16 protein-coding genes and 1 pseudogene are annotated in these 22,848 nt (G+C 70.0%); 10 read left to right on the top strand and 7 right to left on the bottom strand.

Going from position 1 to position 22,848, the window contains the following annotated elements; genetic code table 11:
- Positions 1 to 11: 11 nt before the first annotated feature.
- Positions 12 to 419 carry a hypothetical protein gene (locus ABTY56_RS29735; protein WP_350632451.1) on the bottom strand — a complete coding sequence of 136 codons (408 nt, stop codon included), beginning with the start codon at positions 417 to 419 and terminating at the stop codon, positions 12 to 14.
- A gap of 187 nt (positions 420 to 606) precedes the next feature.
- Between ABTY56_RS29735 and ABTY56_RS29740 the strand changes: the two genes are divergently transcribed.
- The 3 genes and pseudogenes from ABTY56_RS29740 to ABTY56_RS29755 all read left to right on the top strand — a co-directional run bounded on the left by ABTY56_RS29740 (position 607) and on the right by ABTY56_RS29755 (position 3,101).
- Entirely contained in the window at positions 607 to 831 is a 225-nt protein-coding gene (locus ABTY56_RS29740) for an LAETG motif-containing sortase-dependent surface protein (RefSeq protein WP_350632452.1), read from the top strand.
- A 26-nt stretch (positions 832 to 857) separates the two neighbouring features.
- Positions 858 to 1,064: pseudogene (locus ABTY56_RS29745) on the top strand (IS481 family transposase); the annotation flags it as partial.
- Between the two features lie 462 nt (positions 1,065 to 1,526).
- Positions 1,527 to 3,101, top strand: a complete 1,575-nt coding sequence (locus ABTY56_RS29755) for a recombinase family protein (RefSeq protein WP_350632453.1) — start codon at positions 1,527 to 1,529, stop codon at positions 3,099 to 3,101.
- A gap of 246 nt (positions 3,102 to 3,347) precedes the next feature.
- Here the strand turns inward: ABTY56_RS29755 and ABTY56_RS29760 are convergent, their stop codons facing one another.
- The 5 genes from ABTY56_RS29760 to ABTY56_RS29780 form a co-directional block, all read right to left on the bottom strand.
- Positions 3,348 to 6,995 carry a DUF4132 domain-containing protein gene (locus ABTY56_RS29760; protein ID WP_350632454.1) on the bottom strand — a complete coding sequence of 1,216 codons (3,648 nt, stop codon included), beginning with the start codon at positions 6,993 to 6,995 and terminating at the stop codon, positions 3,348 to 3,350.
- A gap of 128 nt (positions 6,996 to 7,123) precedes the next feature.
- Positions 7,124 to 7,372 carry a hypothetical protein gene (locus ABTY56_RS29765; RefSeq protein WP_350632455.1) on the bottom strand — a complete coding sequence of 83 codons (249 nt, stop codon included), beginning with the start codon at positions 7,370 to 7,372 and terminating at the stop codon, positions 7,124 to 7,126.
- A 94-nt stretch (positions 7,373 to 7,466) separates the two neighbouring features.
- Positions 7,467 to 9,536: an Hsp70 family protein gene (locus ABTY56_RS29770; protein WP_350632456.1), complete on the bottom strand. Its 2,070-nt coding sequence runs from the start codon at positions 9,534 to 9,536 to the stop codon at positions 7,467 to 7,469.
- Complete coding sequence (locus ABTY56_RS29775; RefSeq protein WP_350632457.1) at positions 9,533 to 9,934, bottom strand: hypothetical protein; 402 nt, start codon at positions 9,932 to 9,934, stop codon at positions 9,533 to 9,535. The genes ABTY56_RS29770 and ABTY56_RS29775 overlap by 4 nt, the downstream gene beginning before the upstream one ends.
- Positions 9,935 to 10,229: 295 nt before the next feature.
- The gene (locus ABTY56_RS29780) at positions 10,230 to 11,921 is read right to left on the bottom strand and encodes a hypothetical protein (RefSeq protein ID WP_350632475.1); all 1,692 of its coding nucleotides are present in this window, start codon (positions 11,919 to 11,921) and stop codon (positions 10,230 to 10,232) included.
- Between the two features lie 892 nt (positions 11,922 to 12,813).
- Between ABTY56_RS29780 and ABTY56_RS29785 the strand changes: the two genes are divergently transcribed.
- Positions 12,814 to 14,340, top strand: coding sequence for a recombinase family protein (locus ABTY56_RS29785; protein ID WP_350632458.1), 1,527 nt, complete (start codon positions 12,814 to 12,816; stop codon positions 14,338 to 14,340).
- Between the two features lie 198 nt (positions 14,341 to 14,538).
- On the top strand, positions 14,539 to 15,285 hold the full coding sequence (locus ABTY56_RS29790) for an IclR family transcriptional regulator (RefSeq protein ID WP_350632459.1): 747 nt from the start codon (positions 14,539 to 14,541) through the stop codon (positions 15,283 to 15,285).
- Here ABTY56_RS29790 and ABTY56_RS29795 read toward each other — a convergent pair.
- Positions 15,236 to 16,021: an IclR family transcriptional regulator gene (locus tag ABTY56_RS29795; RefSeq protein ID WP_350632460.1), complete on the bottom strand. Its 786-nt coding sequence runs from the start codon at positions 16,019 to 16,021 to the stop codon at positions 15,236 to 15,238. The genes ABTY56_RS29790 and ABTY56_RS29795 overlap by 50 nt on opposite strands.
- 199 nt (positions 16,022 to 16,220) lie before the next feature.
- Between ABTY56_RS29795 and ABTY56_RS29800 the strand changes: the two genes are divergently transcribed.
- From ABTY56_RS29800 to ABTY56_RS29820, 5 genes are all read left to right on the top strand, one after another.
- The gene (locus ABTY56_RS29800) at positions 16,221 to 17,777 is read left to right on the top strand and encodes an APC family permease (protein ID WP_350632461.1); all 1,557 of its coding nucleotides are present in this window, start codon (positions 16,221 to 16,223) and stop codon (positions 17,775 to 17,777) included.
- Positions 17,764 to 19,275, top strand: coding sequence for a GMC family oxidoreductase (locus ABTY56_RS29805; RefSeq protein ID WP_350632462.1), 1,512 nt, complete (start codon positions 17,764 to 17,766; stop codon positions 19,273 to 19,275). Before ABTY56_RS29800 ends, ABTY56_RS29805 begins: the two co-directional genes overlap by 14 nt.
- Complete coding sequence (locus ABTY56_RS29810) at positions 19,272 to 20,630, top strand: aldehyde dehydrogenase family protein (RefSeq protein ID WP_350632463.1); 1,359 nt, start codon at positions 19,272 to 19,274, stop codon at positions 20,628 to 20,630. The genes ABTY56_RS29805 and ABTY56_RS29810 overlap by 4 nt, the downstream gene beginning before the upstream one ends.
- Before the next feature lie 476 nt (positions 20,631 to 21,106).
- A complete protein-coding gene (locus ABTY56_RS29815; RefSeq protein WP_350632464.1) occupies positions 21,107 to 21,703 on the top strand; it encodes a pentapeptide repeat-containing protein in 597 nt (198 codons plus the stop codon).
- Between the two features lie 237 nt (positions 21,704 to 21,940).
- Entirely contained in the window at positions 21,941 to 22,735 is a 795-nt protein-coding gene (locus tag ABTY56_RS29820) for an APH(3')-V family aminoglycoside O-phosphotransferase (protein WP_502893212.1), read from the top strand.
- Positions 22,736 to 22,848: the final 113 nt, after the last annotated feature.

A 22,848-nucleotide genomic window follows, 5' to 3' on the forward strand; every position in this document is an offset into this window, starting at 1 on the left:
CTGCCCGTCGGTCAGCCCCACCGGACCCAGGCGATCGTCCTCCTCGAGCCGAACCCCCCGATGACCGCTACCGCGACGACCATGCCGAGCAGGCCCGCCACCGCCCCGCCGGCCATCACGAGGACCGCGTCGCTCAGAAGGTTCAGCACCTCGAGCACGATGACGGTGCGCCGCGCCCAGTCCTGGTGAGCCGCCGTAGCCAGCGCGCAGGCCGCCAGAAGCACCGCGATCCCCAGCGTCACCCACGAGGCCATGACGAGCAGGCCGCTGTGGTCCGTGTAGCCGTGGTCGATGTCGTTCTGGTTCTCGTGGAACCCGACCAGTGCGTAGACGAGGTTGACGGCCGCTTGGAGCCAGACCACCACCAGCGCGCCTTTGAGACCGCCCGGCATCGGCTCGGTCGACTTCGACTGCACCATCTCTCCACCCCCTGCTGACACTGAGCAGTGCGTCAGCCAAGATTAATGCACGAACTGCCTTCTATAACAATGGCTTTGACAGGTCGTCAGTGAACGCACCGGCGGTTGCCGTGGATGGTTGCCCTCGGAGGGGTGGAACTCACTCGGTGTCGCGCAGCCCGGACCGGTCACACTCGTCAAAGCGGACGTGGGCACGTCGGTCACGCACATCGACGGGCACGGCGCCTCCACCTCCGCCACGCCCACCACCACCACCGCCGCCCGGCCGCCAGCGGGCCGAATGCTGGCCTCCACCGGCAGCAGCGGCGCGGACACGGTGGCGGCGGGCGGCGCCGCGCTGCTGCTGGCGGGCGGCGGAGCGCTCTGGCTCACCCGGCGGCGTCGCGCGACGGTCCGCAAGCAGGTGTACTGACCACGGAGGTTGGTGACAGGGGTCACGGCGGCGGACACAAGACCCTGGGCCGCCAGGTCGGCCGCGCAACCCGGTCAGGAGCCGGTTACAGCTACCTGCACAACGCCGTGGACGACCACTCCCGCCTGGCCTACAGCGAGATCCTGCCCGACGAGCGCAATGAGACCGCCGCCGCGTTCTGGACCCGGGCGAACGAGTTCTTCTCCCAAGCCGGGGTCACCGTCCGACGCGTGCAACCCACCGCTTGGGGTGGAAGGACGGCCGCCCGGCGTGTGCCTGCCAGCCTGGTGGCGGTGCCGAAAATTCTACAGAGCAGGTCGATTCGTCGTTGACTGGTTGACCCGTGGAGCCGATCAGGCGCGGGCGCGGGCCACGTGGGTCGATGCCGAGCGGGCCCCGGGCTGGGGGCAAGCGGCTGGCCCAGAGTCCACTTCTGCTCGTTCGTCAACTGCCCGTGTATGTCGGCTAGTTGATGTCGAACTCGAACTCGGCGGTGACGGGTGCGTGGTCGCTCCACCGCTCGGCGTGGGAGGCCGGACGTTCGACGTAGGCCTTGACGCAGGTGTCTGCGAGTTTCTGACTGGCCGTCAGGAGATCGATCCTCCAGCGGAACGACGCCTTTTCGAAAAAGGTCCACCCGTTCGATAGTGCCCTGTTCGAGGGTGCCTGCTGGCCTGGGCGGTAGGGGGAGGCCCATGGGCATTGTGACGGCTTTGGCGCCGGTTCGGGCGGTGGTGGGTTCGCGTGTCTCGGACACGCACGGGGACGAGGGCAAGGTCTCGCACCTGGTGCAGGCGGAGTCGGCGACAAGGCACGCGGTCTCGAAGGAGTGGGAGATCGTCGGGTCGTTCGAGGACCTGGACGTCTCTGCCCAGATCACCCCGTGGGAGCGTCCCGACCTCGGGCCGTGGCTCACCGAGCGCCAGGGCGAGTGGGACGCGATGGTATGGGCCAAGGTCGACCGGGCGTTCCGCTCGGCCAAGGACTGCGCGGACGTGGCGCACTGGGCGGAGGAGAACCACAAGGTCCTCGTCTTCACCGACGACGGCATCACCCTCGACTACCGCGAGGGCCGCGAGTCGTCGTTCGGGAACGAGCTGGCGAAGACCTTCCTGATGCTCGCGTCGATCTTCGCAGAGATGGAGCTCAAGCGGATCAAGGCCCGCGTCACCGCCGCCCACAAGCACCTGCGCAAGACGGACCGGTGGGCCGGCGGGCAGCCGCCGTACGGGTACCGGATCGTCGACCGTCCAGGTGGTGGCCGAACGCTGGAACCGGACCCGGTCACTTCCGAGGCCGTCCGCTACATGGGCAAGCTCCTCCTGGAAGGTCAGAGCCAGTGGATGATCGCCACGGCCCTGGAAGCCGCCGGCTTCGACACACCGGCGACCCACGCGTACAAGAACCAGGGCGACACCTATACGAGCAAGCGCAAGACGCCGCCGTCGAACCACTGGAACCCGACCAGCGTGGGCAAGATCCTGCGCTCGCCGGCGACGATGGGTCTGAAGCTGACCGGCCGCTCCGTGAAGGCGCGCAAGATCGCCCGCGACGCCAAGGGTCTGCCGATCCGGATGGCCAAGCCTCTGTTCACGGAGGAGGAGTGGGCGGCGATCCAGGCGGCGATGGACGAGCGCACGATCACCAAGGAACGCTCGAACGGCGCCTCGCCCTGGCTGGGCGTTGCGCACTGCGACCGCTGCGGCGACCGGGTCTACCGGCAGGTGAACGTCGCCAAGAACGGCAAGGTGTACGAGTACTACCGGTGCGCGAAGACGGCAGGGAAGCCGGCCTGCAAGGGCCAGTCCGTCAAGGGCGAGCGCGTCACCGCGGCGATCACCGCCCTGGTGGAGCGCCTGGCGGGGCTGGCGATGACGGTGCGCCGGTTCATCCTCGGTGAGGACCACACCGAGCAGCTCAACCACGTCACCGTGGCGATGAAGGATCTCCGCGAAGAGAAGCGCCGCAACCTGTTCGACTACCCCGGCGGCGACGACGAGTACGCCGAAGCCCTCGAAGTCCTCGTCGACGAACGCCGCCGCCTCGCCGCCCTCCCACAACGCCCCTCCGCCTGGCTGGAGGTCGAGACCGGCCAGACCTTCGCCGCCGCCTGGGATCAGGCCGACCAGGAAAGGCGCCGCCAGCTCCTCCTCGACCTCAAAGCCCGCCTCTACATGACACCCACCACCGAAGGCTGGTACCTGCCCGCCGAACTCGAAGCACGAGTACGACAGGCGAAGTGTGCTGCAAGCTCGGCGTCGGGCGCGTGATGCGCGGAACCGTCGGGGCCCCCGACGAACTTGCGGGCGATGCCGGAGCCCTCGTCGCCGACGATGAACCGGCGGATCGCGCGCAGGCTCAGCTCTTAGCGCGGGCGCGGGTCGCGGTCTTCGGCGTGCAGTGCCGCCGGTTCCTCGGCGTACCGGACCTCTGGGGGCGGTCGCTGGAGCTCCTCCTCGGCGGTGGTCGTGGTCACGGCGGCCCTTCCCGGTGGTCGTCGGTGAGGTGGCGGGGTGTCACAGCGTGGTCAGCTCGGTGAGGTCGGCGATCACCTCGGAGGCGATCACCGGGTCGAGCTCGGCGAAGGTCGGGAAGGTGCGGTTGTGGGTCCAGTAGTCACCCGGGCGCCTGTCGAGCCACACCGTTTCCACCCGCTGCTCGGGGTAGGAGTCGAACATGCCGACGGCGATGCCTTCCTCCGGGGCGATCACCACGTAGAGGTTGGGCCCGACCCGGCGGGACAGCCACTGCTCGACGCCGTTGTCCTGGGGCTCGCCGCGCCGCCAGCCGCGCCGTTCCATGCCGACCAGCCGGGTGGTGGGCAGCACCGGACCGTTCTCGAAGCGGGTCAGGCGGTGGCCGGCCCGCTCCTCCTCGGTCAGCGCGTATACCGGGCGCCCGAGTTGATGGAACGGCTGCAGGATCTCGTAGTCGGCGAAGAGCTCCGACCAGTCGGCGAGGTCGTCGCCGAGCAGGAGCGGGTGCGCCAGCCGGACGGAGGCCGTGGCCGGCAGTGCGAACGCCTCGTCCCGGATGTCCGCCAGGGTGCGGTCCTCGGCGACGCGGAACGCCGTCGTCGTGCCGTTCGTCTCGGACAGCCACACCAGACGGCGCACCAGGTGCCACAGCAGCGGATGCCCGACGAGGATCTGGTCGAACTCATGTGCCGTCCACGAGCGTTGGGTGACCATCGCCTCCTCCAGGCGGCGGATCTGGTCGCCCGCCGCTGTGCGGACGTCCTTCTTGAGTGCGGCGAAGCGCTTGCGCTCGGCGGGCGCCAGCTCGGCGTCGTCCCGCGCGCCCGGGGCGGGCAGGTCCTTGCGGCGGGCGCCGGTTGCGTCCAGCACGTACGGCTTGAGCTGTTCGTCGAAGCCGACCGTGAACGTCCGGGTGCCGTAGTCGATGACGGTGGTCCCGTCGGCGTCCAGTCCGAAGTCCGGGACGAGGCGGTCGGACAGCTGCTCCCCGGTCAGGCCGAGACCGGCCGCCACCTCGGAGATCTTCTCCTGGGCCCGGGTCTTGAGCGCCTTGAACTTCACCCGCTGTGCGATGCCGTGCAGCTGCAGCAGGGCCACGTCGGTGCCGATGGCGGCCAGCACCTCCAGGCCGTCCACCGCACGGTGGTGGGCCCCCTCTCCCGGCCAGGCGCGGAGCACCGGCGTCAGCCGGCGGACCGTTTCGTCGTCACCGAAGCGGCCGAGCACGTGCACCGCCCAGCCGTCCTGGGCGGGCATGCCGGCCAGCCGCCACTGCTCGAACACCGCCCAGCAGAACTCCGTCAGCGACTGCGGCTCGCACAGCTCCTCGACCTGGTCGAGGCCGGGGTAGAACGCTCCCGGCGCGGACAGCGCGAGCATGGTGAGCACGTGACGCACCGCCTCGGCGGGGAGGGCGCCCTCGCCGCCGCGCAGCAGCAGCTGCGGCAGCATCACCGGCTCCGCCCAGTCGCAGGGCGGGGGCAGCTTTGCCGGGAGCGCGGTCACCAGCGGGTCGGCCGACAGCAGTGCGCCCACGGCCTCCTCCGCCTTGGGCCCGTACTCGGCGGCCACCGTGCGCACCGCCGCCGCGCCGTGTGCCTCGGCGATCACCCGCAGGGCCTGTTCGGCGCCGAGCCGGGCTACCCCGGCTTTCCCGAGTGCGGTGGGCACCAGCAGCCGGGCCGCGTCCACGCCGTGCCGGGTGAACCAGGAACGTGCTGTGCTCCCGGCCGATTTGAGGCGCACCAGCCAGTCCGCCATGGTCTCGGCCACCCGGGCGTCCAGGTACGGAAGCAGCAGGGGCGCGTGCGTGGCCGGGTTCCCCAGCGCGGCGGCCCGGATCGGTTCGACGGCGTTGGTCCCGAAGCGGGCGGCGACCCGGCGCAGGGAGTCCCCGGAGTGCCAGATGCGCTCGCCGACGCGCCACTGCGCGAGCAGGGGCCGGGCCAACTCCTCGTTGCCGTACGCGAACAGCGTCAGTTCGGCGTGCTGCCCGCCGTGGAGCCGCGTGTCCAGGGGCTGCCCGTTCCTGGCCCGGATCGTGGCCGCGACCCGCTGCCAGTCGTCGTCCGACCAGTGCGTGTACCAGGACTCGGAGGTCGCCGCCCACGCCTCGCGCTCACCCGGCAGCCACCGCATCTGTGGTTCCTGCGGCGCGCTGAGGCCGGTCAGCACGCGGGGCTTGCCGGCGGAGCGCGGCCGCGTCCACGGCGGGGTGGTGAACAGCTCCGGCAGCGAGTCGGGGCCGACCTCCGGCACCCGCTCGCCGAGGTCGGTGAGCGGCTCGATCAGGGCCGCCTGCTCCGGCGTCAGCTCCGGCAGCAGTTCGAGCGCGGTCGCGCGGTGGACCGCGATGTGGCCGGTGAGGAGCTGCCGGGCGAGCTGCTGCGTGGCCGGGTCGGTGGAGGCCACCGCGGCCTCGGCGAGCAGGCGCAGCGCGCGCCGGGGGAAGCGGCGGAGACCGGCCAGGAGGGCGGCGCGGGTGGACTTGATGCCGTCCTGCTGGGCCAGTAGCCCCCGGAAGCCCTCGTCGGAGGGGAGCTCGGCGAGCGCGTCCAGGATCCGCTTCTTGCCGTCCTTGTGGTGGTAGCTGGTGGTCAGGTCGTGCAGCATCACCGGTGCCGCGTCGCCGCCGAGGCCCTCCGCCACGGTCGCGATGATCTCGGTGGACCATCCGTCATAGCCCAGGCAAGGCAGCTTGGGGAGCTTCTCCAGCGGTTCCGCCGAGGGGAGGGAACACAGCAGCATCGACCACTCGACGGCGGCCAGTCGGGAACCCCCCGACGCGACGCACGTCTCGACCCAGGCGGTCTCGGACGGCACCAGGTAGGCCGCCACCACCAGGCGGGTCAGGCTGTTGCGGCAGCCCGCCAGGGCCTCGACCGCCGCGCGGTGGGTCTCCTCGTCGCAGGCTGCCAGTAGCGACCGGACCCGGTCCGCGGCGGGGCGGTACGCGCCGTGCCGCTGGGTGGCTCCGCGCCGGACACGGGGGTGGACGGACCTCTGGTGGATCCAGTCGGTCTCGACGGCCGTCGTGAACAGCTCGACGGTCGCCCTGGCCGCGAACGGCAGGCCGAACTCCGCCACCCAGGCGTCCACGGCCAGGCTGATCTTGTTCTTGGCCGGGTATGCGTACACGGCGGCGAACACCGCCGCACCGAGCGGGTCCCGGCTGCCGGACTGGTGGGCGCGGGCAGCCGCGACCAGCTCCGGGTCACTGCGCTCCGAGGTGAGCGTCTGCTCCAGCCAGTCCCCCATCTGCCGCAGCCCGTCGCCGTACGAGGTCACCGAGTCCTTCCCCGGTGCGGACGGCTTCCGGGGAATGCCGCCCCGGCGCGGGATCAGCGCCCGACGCCAGGCGTCCGGCATGACGAAGACGTCCTCGTCCTCGGGACCGGCGGCCTCGGCCGTGGGCGCGGACACGCCGGGCTGCGCCACGGGCACCGGATCCGCCGCTGCACCCGGCTCCGTACCCGCCCCCGCACCGATCTCGCGGTAGCCCTTGCGCTCCTTCTCGGCGACCACCTTGGCGAAGTGTGCCTGCGCCTCCTCCACGGTCGGGAACGCCTTGGCCTGCTCCCGCCCGTTCGTACCGGACCGCCCGTACCGTACGATCACCGCGGCACCGTCGACCGCGGCCTCCCAGAACTTGTCCGAGCCGCCCTCGACGAACTCCCAGCGCCGCACAGCTCCGCCCCTCTCCTCGAACTGATGATCAGGAGAGGAACGTTAGCGAGCCCCGCCGACAAGTCCCCGGCCGACCGCCCCCGCCCTCACTTCCCCGCCGAAGTCACCGTGCGCAGGCGCCTCGTGCCTCAGCGAGCGGCGTACGCGTCCTGGACGTATCGGCCGGCGTCGATCAGTGACTGGAGCCACGTCTCGGCGTCGTCCTCCCGTACGCCGGAGGTGTGGCCCAGGTGGAGGGCGCAGAATGCGGCACGTACACCGGAGCCATGCGGGCGCCCGCCGCCGCAGACGTAGACCTGGGCCCCGGCTTCGAGCAGGAACCAGACCTCCTCGCACTCCGCCGCGATGCGGTCCTGGACGAAGCGTGCGCCCGTCACTGGCTGCTCACTGAAGGCCGGGCGCAGCGAGACCGAGCCTTCCTACAGCTTCGGCCACGGCCCCCACCACTGCATCGGCGACACTCTCAGCGCGTCACCTCGGCCGGGTGGGTGCTGCCGGATTCGGTACGCGCCAATTGAAGACCCACACCCCCTTGGAGTGAGTGGCTCCAAGGACCCGCCCCGCATTTCGGAGCCAAGGGTTGGCCTTCTGGAACGGGGCGAAGTTGTCGTTGGAGATGATGACCCCATTGACCTCGTCAGCGATGCTGATCACCAGTGCGTCGCCCCGACCCTCGGTCCCGGCCGGGGGCTGCACAACCTCCCCGTTGGCGATGGCAGCCTCAACCTGGAGGCGCTCGTCGGCGGACACGTCGTGGCGCAGTGTGGCATCGACCACAATGTGAATGTCGCGGTCGGGATGCTTGAACCGCAGTGACCGGATCGCCGCCTCCAGCGCCGCGAAGCTCGGTTTGCCGCCCACTGTGCGCGGGGGCCGGCCGTTCCAAGCAAGGTTGGAGCCGTCCACGATGAGCGGCGGAGCTTCGGTGCTCGCGTGGGTTGTACGAGGTGAGGAACGCGGCGGGGCGGGCTTGGGTGCCCCGCCCCCCTGATCGTTGGGCCGGGCTTGCTTCGGGTAGGCCGGCGTGGCGGCGGGCCGGGCGGCCGGGGCGAGGGTGAGTAGGCGGTCTAGTTCCTTCTTTACCTCCGGCAGGACGTTCCCGTCGCCGAACACCTTCACTTCTCCGTCGAGGACAACCTCTCCGGTCTTCTGAAGAGTCGCTTTGACGGTCAGCAGTCCTTCCTTGCTGTAGGTGTACTCCAGATCGAAGACCCTATCCTCGCCTGTGCACGGCCGGGGGTACGTGAGGACGAGGTCAGCCAGTTTGACGTTATCCGGGTGGTCTACATCGCGGTCCGGGTCTCCCTCCCAGACCTCCACGGTCAGGCGGGAGACGTTGTCCTTGTGCGGTTCGTATGACTTCATGCGCTGCTGGGGCAGACGCATGTTCCGGTCGATGAGGGCGCTGAATCCTCGCCGGCCCTCGCGGTCCTTGGTGATCGTGCCGAGGGCGTGTGTGTTGACCACACGGATGATGCTGTTCAGCTCGCCGTCCATGGCCGCCGCGCTGATCGCGGCTCCTTCGGCCACTGCGGTCATGGGGTCGCACAGCGCGGTGTCGACGAGTTCGCAGTCGAGTGCTTCGGAGACCGCGGAGCGTACCGCTGGGATCTGGCTGCTGCCACCGATCATCAGTACGGCAGTGAGATCCCGGGGGTCGATCCGGGCCTGCTCCAGGCATTCTTCCACGGGATCGAGCGCACGGCTGATGAGGTCCTGGATGGCCTCGGAGAACTCGTCCTGTCCGATCTCGACGAGGGCCCCGTCAGGCGTCTGGACGCCGACCGACTCTTGATGGGAAAGTAGGATCTTGGCCCGCTCAATTTCAAGGGCGAACATCCGCTTCTCTGAATCGCTCCAGCGCCCGCGAGCGGGCGCCCGGTCGAGGACCATGCTGCGCAGCCGAGCGTCGATCTCCAGGCCGCCGAGGCGGCTCACTCCTCGGCTCGCCTTTTCGTCGAAGAAACCGTCGTCGTGCAGGAGCAGGGTGGCGTCCATCGTGCCGCCGCCCCAGTCGAAGACCAGGAATTCGCCGTCGACCTCCATCTCGTGGGCGTAAGCGATCGCAGCTGCCGTCGGTTCGTTCAGCAGCGTGCGGACCGTGATTCCGGCGGCACGGGCTGCCTCGCGCGTACGGAACCGGGCCGCGCCGGTCGCGTTGGCGGGCACTGTGACGACGGCCTCGCGGATCTCGGTGGCGGCTTCCTCCTCGGCGGCCCTGGCGATGGCGTGGAAGACGCCGGCCGCGGCGGTGGTCGCAGCGAACCGTTCACCGCTCAGCTTGACGAACGGTTCTTCCCGCAGCATCCGCTTGCACGCCTCGACGGCCTGCTCAGAACGGAGTTTCGCTTCCCAACCGAATAGCGTGCCCGGCCGCAGGGAACTCGTGCCGACAACCGACGGGTAGAGCAGCTCGAAGCCCCTGCGCCTCCAGTTGGCGTCCAGGCCTTGCCCGCCGATCTCCAGCAATTCGACGTACTCGCCGTTCCACTGTGCGGCGACAGAGTTGGTGGTCCCGAAGTCAATTCCGGCTGCTGTCATGCTTCCTCCCCCGACCCCGTAGCAGCGGGGCCGCCGACGCGCCGGAGTTGTCCCGCAAGAATGACTTTCCCTGTCAACTCGTCGACGTATGCCGGACTCAGCAACTCGAGGGCGTCTCCCGCGCCCTCTGTCACTACGAACCGGTCGCTTGCTTCTGGTTCCGTGACTCGCAGCAGCCGCAGTTCTCGCAGATGTGCGCTCATCGCACTCTCGACCACCTCGGGGCTGTCTCCGGCGCGGGACCGAAGCAGCGCGTCGATTTCGGCGAGGCGTCCGGCAAACTGGGCGCGCGTATGGAATTCGTCCAGCACCGCCTTGCGCAGGGCCGCGGCAAGCACCCCAGACGGCGGAACCTCGTCGGACCCGGCAGCCTCCAGCGCCTCCGGGACGCGTTCCACAACTCCCTTGATCACCGTGATCGCGTCGATCGGGTCGGGACGGACAGGAGAATCACCAGCGCTCGTCCGCACCGACTCGGCCGAGGGCTGGGAGCTCCGTTTCCTGTGACGCCTCAGGCCCCCAGGTTTATGGGGTGGCTCCGAACTCCTTGCACCGGTCGGTACCCGGCCGCAGGCTGGGCAGCGAAGGCGGGGGCGCTCGCTCCTGGGAGACTTCTCATTCTTTGCAGACATCAGACTCGGCTCTGCTTCGTTCGGGTAGGGGCGGTGAACCAGGAAGCGGGCGTCGCAGCGGTCATCGCGGGGAACTGTGACGGTCGAGATGGGGGGCAGTAGTCCGGAAATCGTCGAGGAGTTCGACGGCGGCGCGGGCACGTATGGCCTCCAACTCGTCGGCACTTGTCATCGGGGTCCGGCGGGACAGGGCTTCCACCGGAGGCACAAGATGTCGCGGCACCAGAGAGGGCATGACGTACCGCGGCGGGTCAAGTGGCAACTGGTAGAAGACATCCCAGCCCGCCTCTGCGCGCAGCGCGCCACGAATACGGTCCTCGGCCAAGTTCAGAGCGGACTGGGCCTTGGCATCTCCCTCGTGGTGACGGAATATCTCCCGGCAACGTTCCTCCCAACCGTCGGCACCGTGATCCAGACCGATTTCAAGGAACGGATTGCTGAACGGGCTGCGGTCGTTCCGCTTCGTCCCCCTCCACGCGCGCAGGAGTCGGAGGTTCCGTTCGGCTGCGGCACCGCGCTGCGCCGCAGCCTTCTCGGCGTGTTCTTCGGCGGAGTCGAGCAGTTTCTTCCGTGCTACAGCCGATTCGAGCGTCTCGCTCTGTTGCATGGCCGCGTACGCGGCGATGGCATGCCCCTCCTGAACCAGCTCTGCGGGGACCTTCCGTCCGCTACCGCCGCGGGTGAGGGAATGCGCCTGAAGTGCCGCCGCCTCCGTCTCGCCAGCCATGACCAGGTTGTAAGCCCGGTTCGCGGCGACGAGTGCGTAGAAGGGACTGCGTCCGGCGTCGATGAGCTCCTGTGGCTTCCACAGAGTTGCCATCAGGCGCCAGATCCCGCGGTCCTCAACCATGCTCAGCGGCCATTGACCGGACACAGCGCCCGACTTGAGATCGCGCAATTCGATCTGCTGGGCTCGGGGCAGCGCCGCGTCAAGCGCATCGAGAGCGGTTGTGTCTCCGTCCAGTACGACGTCGTACAGGACGTCCCACAGATCTTCCGGTTCCTGCCGGATGAGCGTCTCGCCGCTCATGAAGGCCTGGCGGCGTAGATAGGCCTGCCAGCCGAGCCGTCGCGCCTCCTCATCGGTAGTCTTCTCCGGTACGAGGCGCGCACGCAGATAGAGACTCTCCTGGTCATCGCGTGCTTGCCAGGGCACGTCCTCGGCCAGGAGACCACCACGGTCTATCAGATCGTCGATGACGGTCAGCGGAGCCCAGGCGAGAAGCCCGTCCAGGAAGCGGTTGGGGATGGGGATCGCGCCGCGGGTGGCTGCGGTCGCAAAGAGGGAGTATGCGGGACCGCCTGTCACTGAGAGGGCGCGCTTGCCGACGAGTTCCAGGCCGGGCGCCGTCGAACACAGCAAGCGGCACCGTTCCATGCCCGCCTCGTTGATCCAGCGCACTCCGGTGCCCCAAAGGTTGCGCATGTGGCCGAGGACCGACGCTGCCGACAGGTGGCTCAGCCCGGTCTGGACCGTGGGCAACAAGACCTCGCGGTCCGGATCCCCTCCGAGCGCTCGCTTGAGTACTGCCCTCTCCGTTTCGGGTATGCCGGCGAGCGCCACCATCTCCGAAAGCATGGCCAGCACGGCTTCGACGGCGTCGCTGCCCCCGACACCGAGCCAACGCCACTTGCGCAGGACGAAACCGCTCACACCCGAGGGACTCTGCCCCTCCCGGCGTTCATTCGCCCGTGTCAGGCGCTCTCGTTCCACGGCCTTCGCCGCTAGCCGGGTGGCGACCGGGTCCGTCATCTCGTGCACAGCCGACAGGCTACCCGGACCGTCTGACGATCCGTCTGGTCTCGTACGTATCGTGACCTTGGCGAAAGGTGATTCGGGATCGCTGGCAGAGCGCCGTGGAGCAGAGTCATTCTCCGTACTCCCCCAACAGCTTGTTCATGCTGGCCCGGGCAGTCCAGATGAACCCCACCGCCACCCGCTACGACCAGCACGTCTCGGATCTCCGGGACGCCCTCATCAATGCTGGGCACCTCGACGCAGTGCGGGTATCCGGAGAGGGCTTGCCGGTGCTGGCCGACTGCCTGATTGGTCCGGCATCGCCGCGCAGGCCAGACGACGGCCGTCGTCACTGGGGCTGGTTCCTGGCGAGCGGACGCTTGCCCTTGAGCATCTGCGCGACACCGAGGCCGCGCAGTAGCAGGGGCATGTACGGCCGCCCGGCGTAGGCCTGCCAGCCTGGTGGCGGTGCCGAAAGTTCTACAAAGCAGGTCGATTCGCACCCGTGGAGTCGATCAGGCGCGAGCACAGGCCACGTGAGTCGAAGCTCGCGGGCCCTGGACTGATGTGATGCGGTCAGCCCAGGGATCGAATTTGCTCGTTCGTCAACTATGTGAATGTGCAGGGCAGTTAACGTCGAAATCGAACTCGGCGGTGACGGGTGCGTGGTCGCTCCACCGCTCAGCATGGGAGGCTGCGCGTTCGACGTAGGCTGCGATGCAGGTGTCTGCGAGTCCCTGACTAGCCATCAGATAGTCGATCCTCCAGCGGATGGACGCCTTTTCTAAAAGAGTCCACCTGTTCGAGCATGGCCTGTTCGAGGGTGCCTGCTGGCCTGGGTGGTAGGGGACCTCCTGTGAGCATCATGACGGCTTTGGCGCCGGTTCGGGCAGTGGTGGGTTCGCGTGTGTCGGACACGCACGGGGACGAGGGCAAGGTCTCGCATCTGGTACAGGCGGAGTCCGCGTCTCGGCACGCGCTCTCGAAGGAGTGGGAGATCGTCGGGTCGTTCGAGGACCTGGATGTCTCGGCCCAGATCACGCCGTGGGAGCGTCCCGACCTGGGGCCGTGGCTCACCGAGCGCCAGGGCGACTGGGACGCGCTGGTGTGGGCCAAGGTCGACCGGGCGTTCCGCTCGGCCAAGGACTGCGCGGACGTGGCGCACTGGGCGGAGGAGAACCACAAGGTCCTGGTCTTCACCGACGACGGCATCACCCTCGACTATCGGGAGGGCCGTGAGTCGTCGTTCGGGAACGAGCTGGCCAAGACCTTCCTGATGCTGGCGTCGATCTTCGCGGAGATGGAACTCAAGCGGATCAAGGCCCGCGTCACCGCCGCCCACAAGCACCTGCGCAACACGGACCGCTGGGCCGGCGGTCAGCCGCCGTACGGGTACCGGATCGTGGACCGGCCGGGCGGCGGGCGAACGCTGGAGCCGGACCCGGTCACCTCCGAGGCGGTCCGGTACATGGGCCAGCTCCTGCTGGAGGGGCAGAGCCAGTGGATGATCGCGACGGCCCTGGAGGCCGCCGGCTTCGACACCCCGTCGATGCACGCGTACAAGAACCAGGGCGACACCTACACGAGCAAGCGCAAGACACCGCCGTCGAACCATTGGAACCCGACCAGCGTGGGCAAGATCCTGCGTTCGCCGGCGACGATGGGCCTGAAGCTGACCGGCCGCTCCGTGAAGGCGCGCAAGATCGCCCGCGACGCGAAGGGTCTGCCGATCCGGATGGCCAAGCCGCTGTTCACGGAGGAGGAGTGGGCCGCGGTCCAGGCTGCGATGGACGAGCGCTCGGTCACGAAGGAGCGCTCGAACGGTGCCTCGCCCTGGCTGGGCGTGCCGCACTGCGACCGCTGCGGGGACCGGTTCTACCGGCAGGTGAACCTCGCCAAGAACGGCAAGATCTACGAGTACTACCGGTGCGCGAAGACGGCCGGCAAACCCGCCTGCAAGGGCCAGTCCGTCAAGGGCGAGCGCGTCACCGCCGCGATCACCGCCCTGGTGGAGCGCCTGGCTGGGCTGGCGATGACGGTGCGCAGGTTCATCCCAGGTGAGGACCACACCGAACAGCTCAACCACGTCACCCAGGCCATGCGCGACCTGCGCGAGGAGAAGCGCCGCAACCTGTTCGACTACCCCGGCGGCGACGACGAGTACTCCGAAGCGCTCCATGTTCTCGTCGACGAACGCCGCCGCCTCGCCGCCCTCCCGCAACGCCCCTCCACCTGGGTCGACGTCGAAACTGGCGAAACCCTCGCGGATGTCTGGGCCCAGGCTAGCCAGGAACACCGCCGCCAACTCCTCCTCGGCCTCAAGGCCCGCCTCTACATGACACCCACCACCGAAGGCTGGTACCTGCCTGCGGAACTTGAGGCGCGAGTACGAGGAACCATCCCGGCATGTGCGGGGCCGACGCTGGCCCGGTGACGGTCTGTTGAGGAGCTATACCTCGTAAGTGCGGCAGGCGATGGCCTGGTTGATCAGACGCGAGCCCCTAGGGGTCTTCATAAGGGCGAGCTCGGCCTCGCGTGTGCGGACGCCCTTTGCGCGGCACTTTCGTGAGGGTCTAGGTCTCGGGCGAGCGCCTGGCGGACCGGACGAACCGGGTGCCACTATGCTCTCCCGGTGAGCGCTGGAACCGTGAAGAGTCTGAGCCGAGGGTTGGACGTGCTGCTCGAAGTCGCCGTCCTTGATGAGGCGGCGACCTCGACGGAGATCGCCGAGCGGCTCGGACGGAACCGGGTGCAGGTGGCCCGGAGCCTGCACAGCCTGGAGGCTGCCGGCCTGCTCGCCCGCCACTCCCGGAGCCGCACGTACGGGCTCAGCTGGCGGCTGCGCACCAGGGCGACGCTCGCGGCGCGCTCGCGGCTGATGGTGGAGGGGCCGCGGATCCTGCGCGAGGTGGTGGAGGCGACGGGTGTCAGCGCCTTCCTCGCCGAGGTGCGCGGGGACGGAGCGGTGGCCATTCTGGAGGACGTACCCTCGGGGCTGTCCTGGGTGGGGCGTTCGTATCCGCTGTACTGCGACGACGCGGGTCAGGCGCTGCTCTGGGACTGCACCCGCGAGGAGCTGGAGACGGTGTTCGCGGGCACCGAGTTCATCGCTCACGGCCCGCAGGCACCCAGAGGGGTGGCCGAGTTCGAGGCGCGGCTGCGTGAGGCGCGGCTGCGCGGCTACGCGGTCGTGGACAGCGAGTCGCAGCCCGGGGTGTTCGCGGTGGCCGCCCCGGTGATGGACTTCTCCGGCCAGATCCTCTGCGCCCTGCACACCCAGGGGCCGTCCGACCGCCTCGCGCCGCTGGCCGGGCAACACGGCGAGATCATCAGGGAGTCGGCCGACCGGCTGTCCGCTCTGCTCGGCTGGAAGCCCTGACCTCCAGGGCCTGAGCAGCACCTCGGACCGAAGCCGCGATGTCCGCCGAGCGCCCGCTCAGCCGGAACCGGGGTACAGCGATGCTGAGCGCCGCGACGACGGCGCCGGATCCGCCCCGGACGGGGGCCGAGAAGTCGACCACGTCGTGCTCGAACTCCCGGTCGGCGATGACCATTCCGGCGGCCCGGTCGGCGGCGTTGCGGGCCGCGAGCGCCGACACGTCGCGGACGGCCAGCGGGCCGCCGCCGATGAACTCCACCTCGCCGAGCAGCTCGGCGAGTTCCTGTTCGGAGTGGTCGAGCAGGAGCGCCCGCCCGGGCCCGGTGCACCAGACCGGCGTCACCGCGCCGGGTGCCGCAGCCACCGAGGACGACCAGTGGCTGGGCTGCGCCTCGACGGTGAGCGCCACCTCCCCTGAACGCACCGAGAGCCAGGCCGGCTCGTGCCAGCGCGACACCAGCCCGCGCAGCAACGGGCGCGCCGCCTCCAGCAGCCCGGCGTCACCCGCGGCCGCGGCGAGTGTGAAGTAGCCCGGGCCGACGCGCCAGCCGCGCCCCTGGCCGTCCCGCTCGACCAGGCCGAGCGCACCGAGGTCCTTGAGCATGCGGGAGATCTGTGCCTGGTCGAGGCCGAGCTGTTCGGCGAGCTGGGCGTTGCCGGGGTAGCCGGTCGCGCCCACCTCTGCCGCCAGGACCGCGTCGAGCAGATCCAGGCCCCTGTCGAAGGTCGAGGTCATGACGTACAGCTTAACGCGATCAATTTGCGCATCAACTGTTGACGATTATGAACGTCGATGGCCATCATGGCGAACACACCGGCTCTGGGCGCCATCCCCGGCCCCATCGGTCCACGCCCGCACCGGGCTCACCACCCCGGCCGGCCCCCCACCCAGCCGGGTCCCGCCCCCACCGACACCCCCACCCCAAGGAACCGATATGACATCGGTCGACTCCACCGCGCCCGCTCACGGGCTGCGGCGCCTCGATGTGCTGGCCATGCTGCTGTGCGCGATCGTGGGCCTCGACACGCTCGGCTCGGTCGCCGCGAACGGCCCCGAGGGCCTGACCTGGATGGCCGTGCTCGGCCTCCTCTTCTTCGTGCCGTACGGCCTGATGGCCGCCGAACTCGGGTCCGCCTTCCCCGCCGAGGGCGGGCCCTACGTATGGACCAAACTGGCCTTCGGCCGCTTCGCCGCCGGCATCAACCAGGTCTTCTACTGGATCAACAACCCGATCTGGCTCGGCGGCTCCCTCTGCGTGGTGGCCATCACGACGTTCGAGACCTTCTTCCACCCCCTGCCCGGCGCCTGGAAGTACCTCGCCGGCGCGGTCTTCGTCGGAGCGGCCGGACTCGCCGTCCACTCCTCGGTGGTGATCGGCCGCTGGGTGCCGATCGCAGGCGCCCTCGCCCGGGTGGCCCTGCTCGGCTTCTTCGTCGTCTCACTGGTCGTCTACGCCGTGCGCAACGGCCTCCAGCCACTCTCGTTCGGCGACTACACCCCCACGTATCTCGGACTGGTCGCCCTCACGCCGGTCATCGTCTTCAACTACATGGGCTTCGAGGTCCCGAGCACGGCGGCGGGGGAGATGGCCGACCCCCGGCGGGACGTGCCCGCCGCGCTGCTCCGTGGCGGCCTGGGCTCCGCCGTGCTGTACGGCGTACCGATCCTCGGCACCCTGCTCGTCCTGCCGCGCGACCAACTCGGTTCGCTGACCGGGTTCATCGACGCCTGCCGCGCGGTCTTCACCGTCTACGGCGGATACGTCGCCGCGGACGGCACGGTCGTGCTGACCGGGGCCGGCGCCCTGCTCGCCAAGGTCGCGGCGGCCGGCCTGATCATCGGCCTGCTCACCAGCGGGACGGCCTGGGCGATGGGGCTCAGCCGGGCACAGGCGGTGGCCTGCGCCGACGGCGCCGGGCCGCGCTGGCTGGGCGTCATCGACGCCCGGCGTGGCACTCCGGCGCGGGTCAACCTGGTCTCCACCGCGATCGCCGCCCTGGTGATGGTCGTCGCGCTCAGCCTCAGCGGCGGTGACGTCCAGGCGTACTTCACCGCCGGGATCAGTCTGGCGATCTCCGCCACCGCCATCTCCTATCTGCTCACCTTTTCCTCTTTCATCGCTCTGCGCCGCAAGTTCCCGCACGTCGAGCGGCCCTACCGGGTGCCGTTCGGCAGCCCCGGCGCGTGGACGGCGACCGTGCTGACCGTCGGGACCATGGCCTTCACCGTGCTCGCCCTGATCTGGCCCGGCCTGGGCGTCGGCTGGTTCGGGACGGCGGGCGACCCGGCCGCCTACCTGCCCGCCGGCTTCGAGGGGCGGCGCGCCGCCTACACGGCCAGCCAACTCGTCCCGATCGCCCTGATCTTCACGCTCGGCTGCGTCTTCTACGCCCTCGGCACCCGCCACCGCCGCGGACTGCTGGCCCCTTCCGTCACCACCCCTGCCCCCGAACACCCCGACCGAGGAGTCACCGCCGATGTCCCGTCCTGACCCCGCCCGGACCACGGCCGCCCGCGCCCCCAGGCTGCCGGAGCACGCCGAGATCGTCGTCCTGGGAGGCGGCACGGCCGGCTGCGTCGTCGCCGGCCGCCTCGCCGAGCACCACCAGGTCCTGCTGCTGGAGGCAGGGCCCGACTACGGGCCCGACTTCAGCACCTGGCCCGCCGACCTGCTGGACGCCAGCACCCTCCCCGCCTCCCACGACTGGGGCTACCAGGGCGCGGGCCTCACCTTCGAACGCTGCCGGGTGATCGGCGGCTGCTCCACCCACAACGGCTGTACGCAGAGCGCCGGCTGGGCGGGCGACTACGACGCCTGGGCGGCCGCCGGCCTGACCGGGTGGGACTCCGTCACCCTCTCCCCGCTGTTCGACCAGGCGGCCAAGACGCTGCGCTTCCGTACCTACCGTGAGGACGAGGTCCAGCCGTTCCAGCGGGCGTTCATCGCCGCGGGCGCCGCGCTCGGCCTCCCCGTGCGGCACGACTTCGACCGGCTCGACGGAGGACTCGGCATCGGCTGTGCCCCGGTGAACATCACCCCCGGCGGCGTCCGCTTCAACACCGCCTTCGGCTACCTGGATCCGGTCCGGGACAACGGCAACCTGACCATCGTCGGCGGCGTCAAAGCCGACCGCGTGATCCTCGACCGCGGCCGGGCGGTCGGGGTGGAGGTCCGCACCGAGGACGGCGCACGGCACCGGATCGACGCCGGACTGGTGGTGCTGAGCGCCGGCGCCTACGGCAGCCCCGAGGTGCTGCTGCGCTCCGGGATCGGTCCGGCCGAGCACCTGGCCGAGGTCGGCGTGACCCTGCGGCACCACCTGCCCGGTGTCGGCGAGAACCTGCACGACCACCCCTCGGTCCACCTGGAGTTCGCCGCCACCGGGCAACTTGCCGCAGACCTGACCGAGTTCGCCCGCGCCAGGATGCTGCCGGACGAGCAGGCGATCGCCAAGCTCCGCTCGCCGTACGCCGGACCCGCACCCTACGACCTGCACGTCTACCCGTGGGTCGAACGCGATGACACGCTTCCCACGGGCTGGCGCTGCTTCCTCCCAGTGGGCCTGCTGAACCCCCGCTCCCGGGGCACCGTGCGGCTGCGCTCGGCCGACCCGGACGCCCTGGCCGCCGTCGACCACGCGTACCTGAGCCACCCGGACGACCTCGCGGCGCTCGCCCACGGCATGCGATGGGTGCAGCAGCTGGACCTCTCCCACTACCTGGGCACCCCGTTGCTCACCCCCGACGAGGAGCTGCCCGCCTGGATCGAGGCCCACCACCAGCACTACTGGCACCCCGCCGGCAGCTGCCGGATGGGCCCGGACGGCGACCCGGGCGCGGTCGTCGACCACACCGGCAAGGTGCACGGTCTCGACGGCCTGTACCTCGCGGACGCCTCGATCTTCCCCGATGTCCCCCGCGCGACCCCCGCCCTGCCGACCACCGTCGTCGGCGAGCGGATCGCCGCCTTCCTCCTGGAGAAGCTGTGACCCACATCGGCACCACCCGGTTCTGCACCGACATCACCGACCCGCGCACCGGCGAGGTCTACGACCGCGTACCTGTCGCCACGGCCGAGGAGGTGGACATCGCGGTCCGCACCGCCGCGGAGGCCTTCGACGGTTGGCGGCGCCTCACCCCGGCCCGACGGCAGGACGCCCTGCTCGCCCTCGCTGACGCGATCGGCGAGCGGGCGATGGAACTCGCCGAGGCCGAGTGCCGCAACACGGGCAAGGACTTCACCGAGGTGTTCGAGGACGAGATCTCGACCGCGATCGACACCTTCCGGTTCATGGCCGGTGCCGCGCGCGGGGCCCACGGGCCCGTGGCGGGGGAGTACGTCGAGGGGCACAGCTCGTCGCTGCTCCGGGAGCCGGTGGGCGTCTGCGTGCTGATCGCTCCGTGGAACCACCCGCTGGCCTCGGCGGTGGACAAGCTCGCCCCGGCGCTGGCGACGGGCAACACCGTCGTCCTCAAGCCCGCCGAGACGACCCCGATGACGGCCCGCATCCTCGGCGAGATCTGCGCCGAGGTACTGCCGCCGGGCGTCGTCACCGTGGTCTGCGGAGACCGCGACACGGGCCGGGCACTGGTCGCCCACCCCGTACCCGCCCTGGTCTCGCTCACCGGAAGCACCAGGGCCGGCCTGGAGGTCACGGCCGCCGCCGGCGTCAAGCGGCTCCATCTGGAGCTGGGCGGCGACGCGCCCGCCGTCGTGCTCGCCGACGCCGACCTGGCACGGGCGGCCGACGTCATCGCCGAGGCCGCGTTCTACAACGCCGGCCAGGACTGCACCGCGGCCTGCCGGGTGCTCGTCGCCGAGGAGGCGTACGACCGGATGGTCCTGCTGCTCGCCGACCGGGCGGCCAAGGCCGAGATCGGCCCGCTCAACAGCCGCGCCCACCTCGACCGCGTGAACGCGTACCTGACCGGTCTGCCCTCGCACGCCACGGTCGTCGCGGGCGGCGGCCCGGCGGACGGGCCGGGCTTCTTCTTCCAGCCCACCGTGGTGGCCGGGGTGAGGCAGGACGACGCGATCGTGCAGGAGGAGGTGTTCGGCCCGGTGCTCACCGTCCAGCCCTTCACGGACGAGGACGACGCCGTCCGGCTCGCCAACGACGTCCCCTACGGCCTGGCGGCCTCGGTGTGGACGCGCAACGGAGCGGCCGGCGCTCGCCTGGCCGGCCGCATCGACGCGGGCACGGTCTGGCTCAACTGCCACGGGGTGTACGCCACGGAGATGCCGCACGGCGGCTTCAAGCAGTCCGGCTACGGCAAGGACCTGTCGACGTACGCGCTCGACGCCTACACCCGTGTCAAGCACGTGATGGTCGGCCTCGACTGAAGTCGCCCGGCCCCGGCCCCGGCCGCGTCCGGTTCGTCGACGCCGCCGCCACCGCAGCGCGCTGGCGGCGGCGCTGCGGCGATCGCATCGCGCAGCAGTCTGAGGTCGACGCCCCGCTCGCGCGCAGCGCGCTCGCCGTGCTGACCGGGGCCCTGCAAGCGGCGAAGGGAATCTCTTCGTCCGGCTGTCACGGAGGGGCCGGGACGGGCGGACTCGCGTGCTGCGTGCGAGGGACAGCGCCGGAGGTGGAAGCGCGGATGCCGCTCCAGCCGCGCGCGGATCCCGGGGAGTTCAGGTGGATGTCCAGGGCGGCGGGACCGCCTTGTGGTATCTCCGGCCTCCCTCTTCCCAGTAGGTTGCATTACCACTTGGTGCAGATCACGCCTGATCGGATGGCTAGTGTGACAAAGGCCCGGACCTCGGCCCGTTGGGTTCCTCAGCCCCCGCGACTGCTTACCTCCCTGCGATCCGCTGCGATGCCTCAGCACGATCTTGAGGACGACGCGATGATCAAGGGAGTCGAGTATTCGACAGTGGACTTCACCGGGCGAGCTGCAGAGGCGGTCGAGATCGAACATTGCCGGTTCACCGGTACACGGTTTACCGGTTCGGATCTTCGCCGGTGTGTCCTGTCGGACGTCGAGTTCGAGACCACCGACTTCGCGAGCGTTCGTACTCAGGACGTCTCGCTCTTGAGGAGCACGGCCAGGTCCAGCAGGTTCACCGGGATGTCATGGAGCAACGGCTTCTTCCGGGACGTCACCTTCGACAACTGCCGCAGCGACTCGGCGCTGTTCCGGTACTCGAAGTTCAAGAAGGTGGTCTTCAGGGGCTGCAATCTGCGACAGGCCGACTTCCAGCGAGCCGAGCTGCGGGACGTGCGGTTCGAGGACTGCGATCTCGAAGGCGCCCAGTTTGCCCACGCGGACATGCGGAACGTCCGGTTCGAGGGGTGCACACTGCTGGATGTCGGTGGTGCGGCGAGCCTTAAAGGCGCGAGTGTGCAAGGCCCCGGGGCGATGGAGCTCGCCCTCAGCCTTGCACGGGAAGCCGGGATCGTGCTCGAACCCTGACGCCCGGGTCGGTGGACGCGGTCGAGCGGGTGGGTGAACTCGGCGTCCCCGGCGTGCTGGTGGGGTGCCGGGCTATGACGGTTACTCCCGAATCGTGTTGGGGAAGCGGGCGAAGTGCGTGCGTTCCGGTCCGCAGCGCGGGCCCCGTGTGGCCCCGTGGCCCGCCGCGATCGCGGGAGGGCCTTCAGCTCCGTAATCCCATTGGATCAGACTGAATGTCGGGGGACCATGCACCTCATGAAGAGCTCACTGCGCCGGACATACCCGCACCATGAGTGGAGCCCCGTCACCGAAGGGGACTCGGGCGCCTTCGTCTACCGCCTCAACGGGCCGCAGTCCGAGCTCTACGCGAAGATCGCCCCGCGCGCTCCGGGCGGCTCGGCCTTCGATCTGGTCGGCGAGGCCGATCGGCTCGAATGGCTGGCCCGGCACGGCATCCCGGTTCCCCGTGTCGTCGAGCGCGGGGGCGACGACACCTCCGTCTGGATCGTGACCGAGGCCGTACCGGGCGTCTCGGCCGCCGAGGAGTGGCCGGAGCACCAGCGGCTCGCCGTCGCGGAGGCGATGGCTCACATCGCCCGTGCCCTGCACAGTCTGCCCGTCGCGGAATGTCCCTTCGACCGTTCCCTGTCCGTGGCGGTGGACGAGGCCCGCCACAACGTGCGCGTGGGGCTGGTGGACCTCGAGGATCTGGACGAGGCACGCCGGGGCTGGTCCGGCGCACAGCTCCTGGCCGAACTCGACCGCACCCGGCCGGAGACGGAGGACATCGTCGTCTGCCACGGGGACCTCTGCCCGAACAACGTCCTGCTGGATCCCCGGACGTGCGAGGTCACCGGAGTCATCGACGTGGGCCGCCTCGGCCTCGCCGACCGCCACGCCGACCTCGCCCTGGCCACCCGCGAGCTGGAGATCGAGGAGGACCCCTGGTTCGGTCCCGAGCACGCCCAGCGCTTCCTCGCGCGGTACGGCGGCCCCGGTGTGGACGAGGACACGTTGGCCTTCTACCGGTTGCTCGACGAGTTCTTCTAGCCCGGCGCGTCGGGCAGGGACATCGCCGGGGGCGAGGGCATCGCGAACACGGTCGCGGACGCCCTCGCCCATCTGGGTACGGCTGCGCCAGGAGGCGCTCGCGAGGCGTCGAC

It is taken from the genome of Kitasatospora sp. NPDC097691 (genome assembly GCF_040302665.1).
Lineage (GTDB): Bacteria > Actinomycetota > Actinomycetes > Streptomycetales > Streptomycetaceae > Kitasatospora.

Excerpts from the sequence above, each read along its gene's own strand:
- ABTY56_RS29795 (WP_350632460.1), bottom strand. The coding sequence starts at position 16,021 with ATGACCTCGACCTTCGACAGGGGCCTGGATCTGCTCGACGCGGTCCTG.
- ABTY56_RS29755 (WP_350632453.1), top strand. The coding sequence starts at position 1,527 with ATGGGCATTGTGACGGCTTTGGCGCCGGTTCGGGCGGTGGTGGGTTCG.
- ABTY56_RS29780 (WP_350632475.1), bottom strand. The coding sequence starts at position 11,921 with ATGACGGACCCGGTCGCCACCCGGCTAGCGGCGAAGGCCGTGGAACGA.
- ABTY56_RS29820 (WP_502893212.1), top strand. The coding sequence starts at position 21,941 with ATGAAGAGCTCACTGCGCCGGACATACCCGCACCATGAGTGGAGCCCC.
- ABTY56_RS29815 (WP_350632464.1), top strand. The coding sequence starts at position 21,107 with ATGCCTCAGCACGATCTTGAGGACGACGCGATGATCAAGGGAGTCGAG.
- ABTY56_RS29800 (WP_350632461.1), top strand. The coding sequence starts at position 16,221 with ATGACATCGGTCGACTCCACCGCGCCCGCTCACGGGCTGCGGCGCCTC.
- ABTY56_RS29770 (WP_350632456.1), bottom strand. The coding sequence starts at position 9,536 with ATGACAGCAGCCGGAATTGACTTCGGGACCACCAACTCTGTCGCCGCA.
- ABTY56_RS29805 (WP_350632462.1), top strand. The coding sequence starts at position 17,764 with ATGTCCCGTCCTGACCCCGCCCGGACCACGGCCGCCCGCGCCCCCAGG.
- ABTY56_RS29735 (WP_350632451.1), bottom strand. The coding sequence starts at position 419 with ATGGTGCAGTCGAAGTCGACCGAGCCGATGCCGGGCGGTCTCAAAGGC.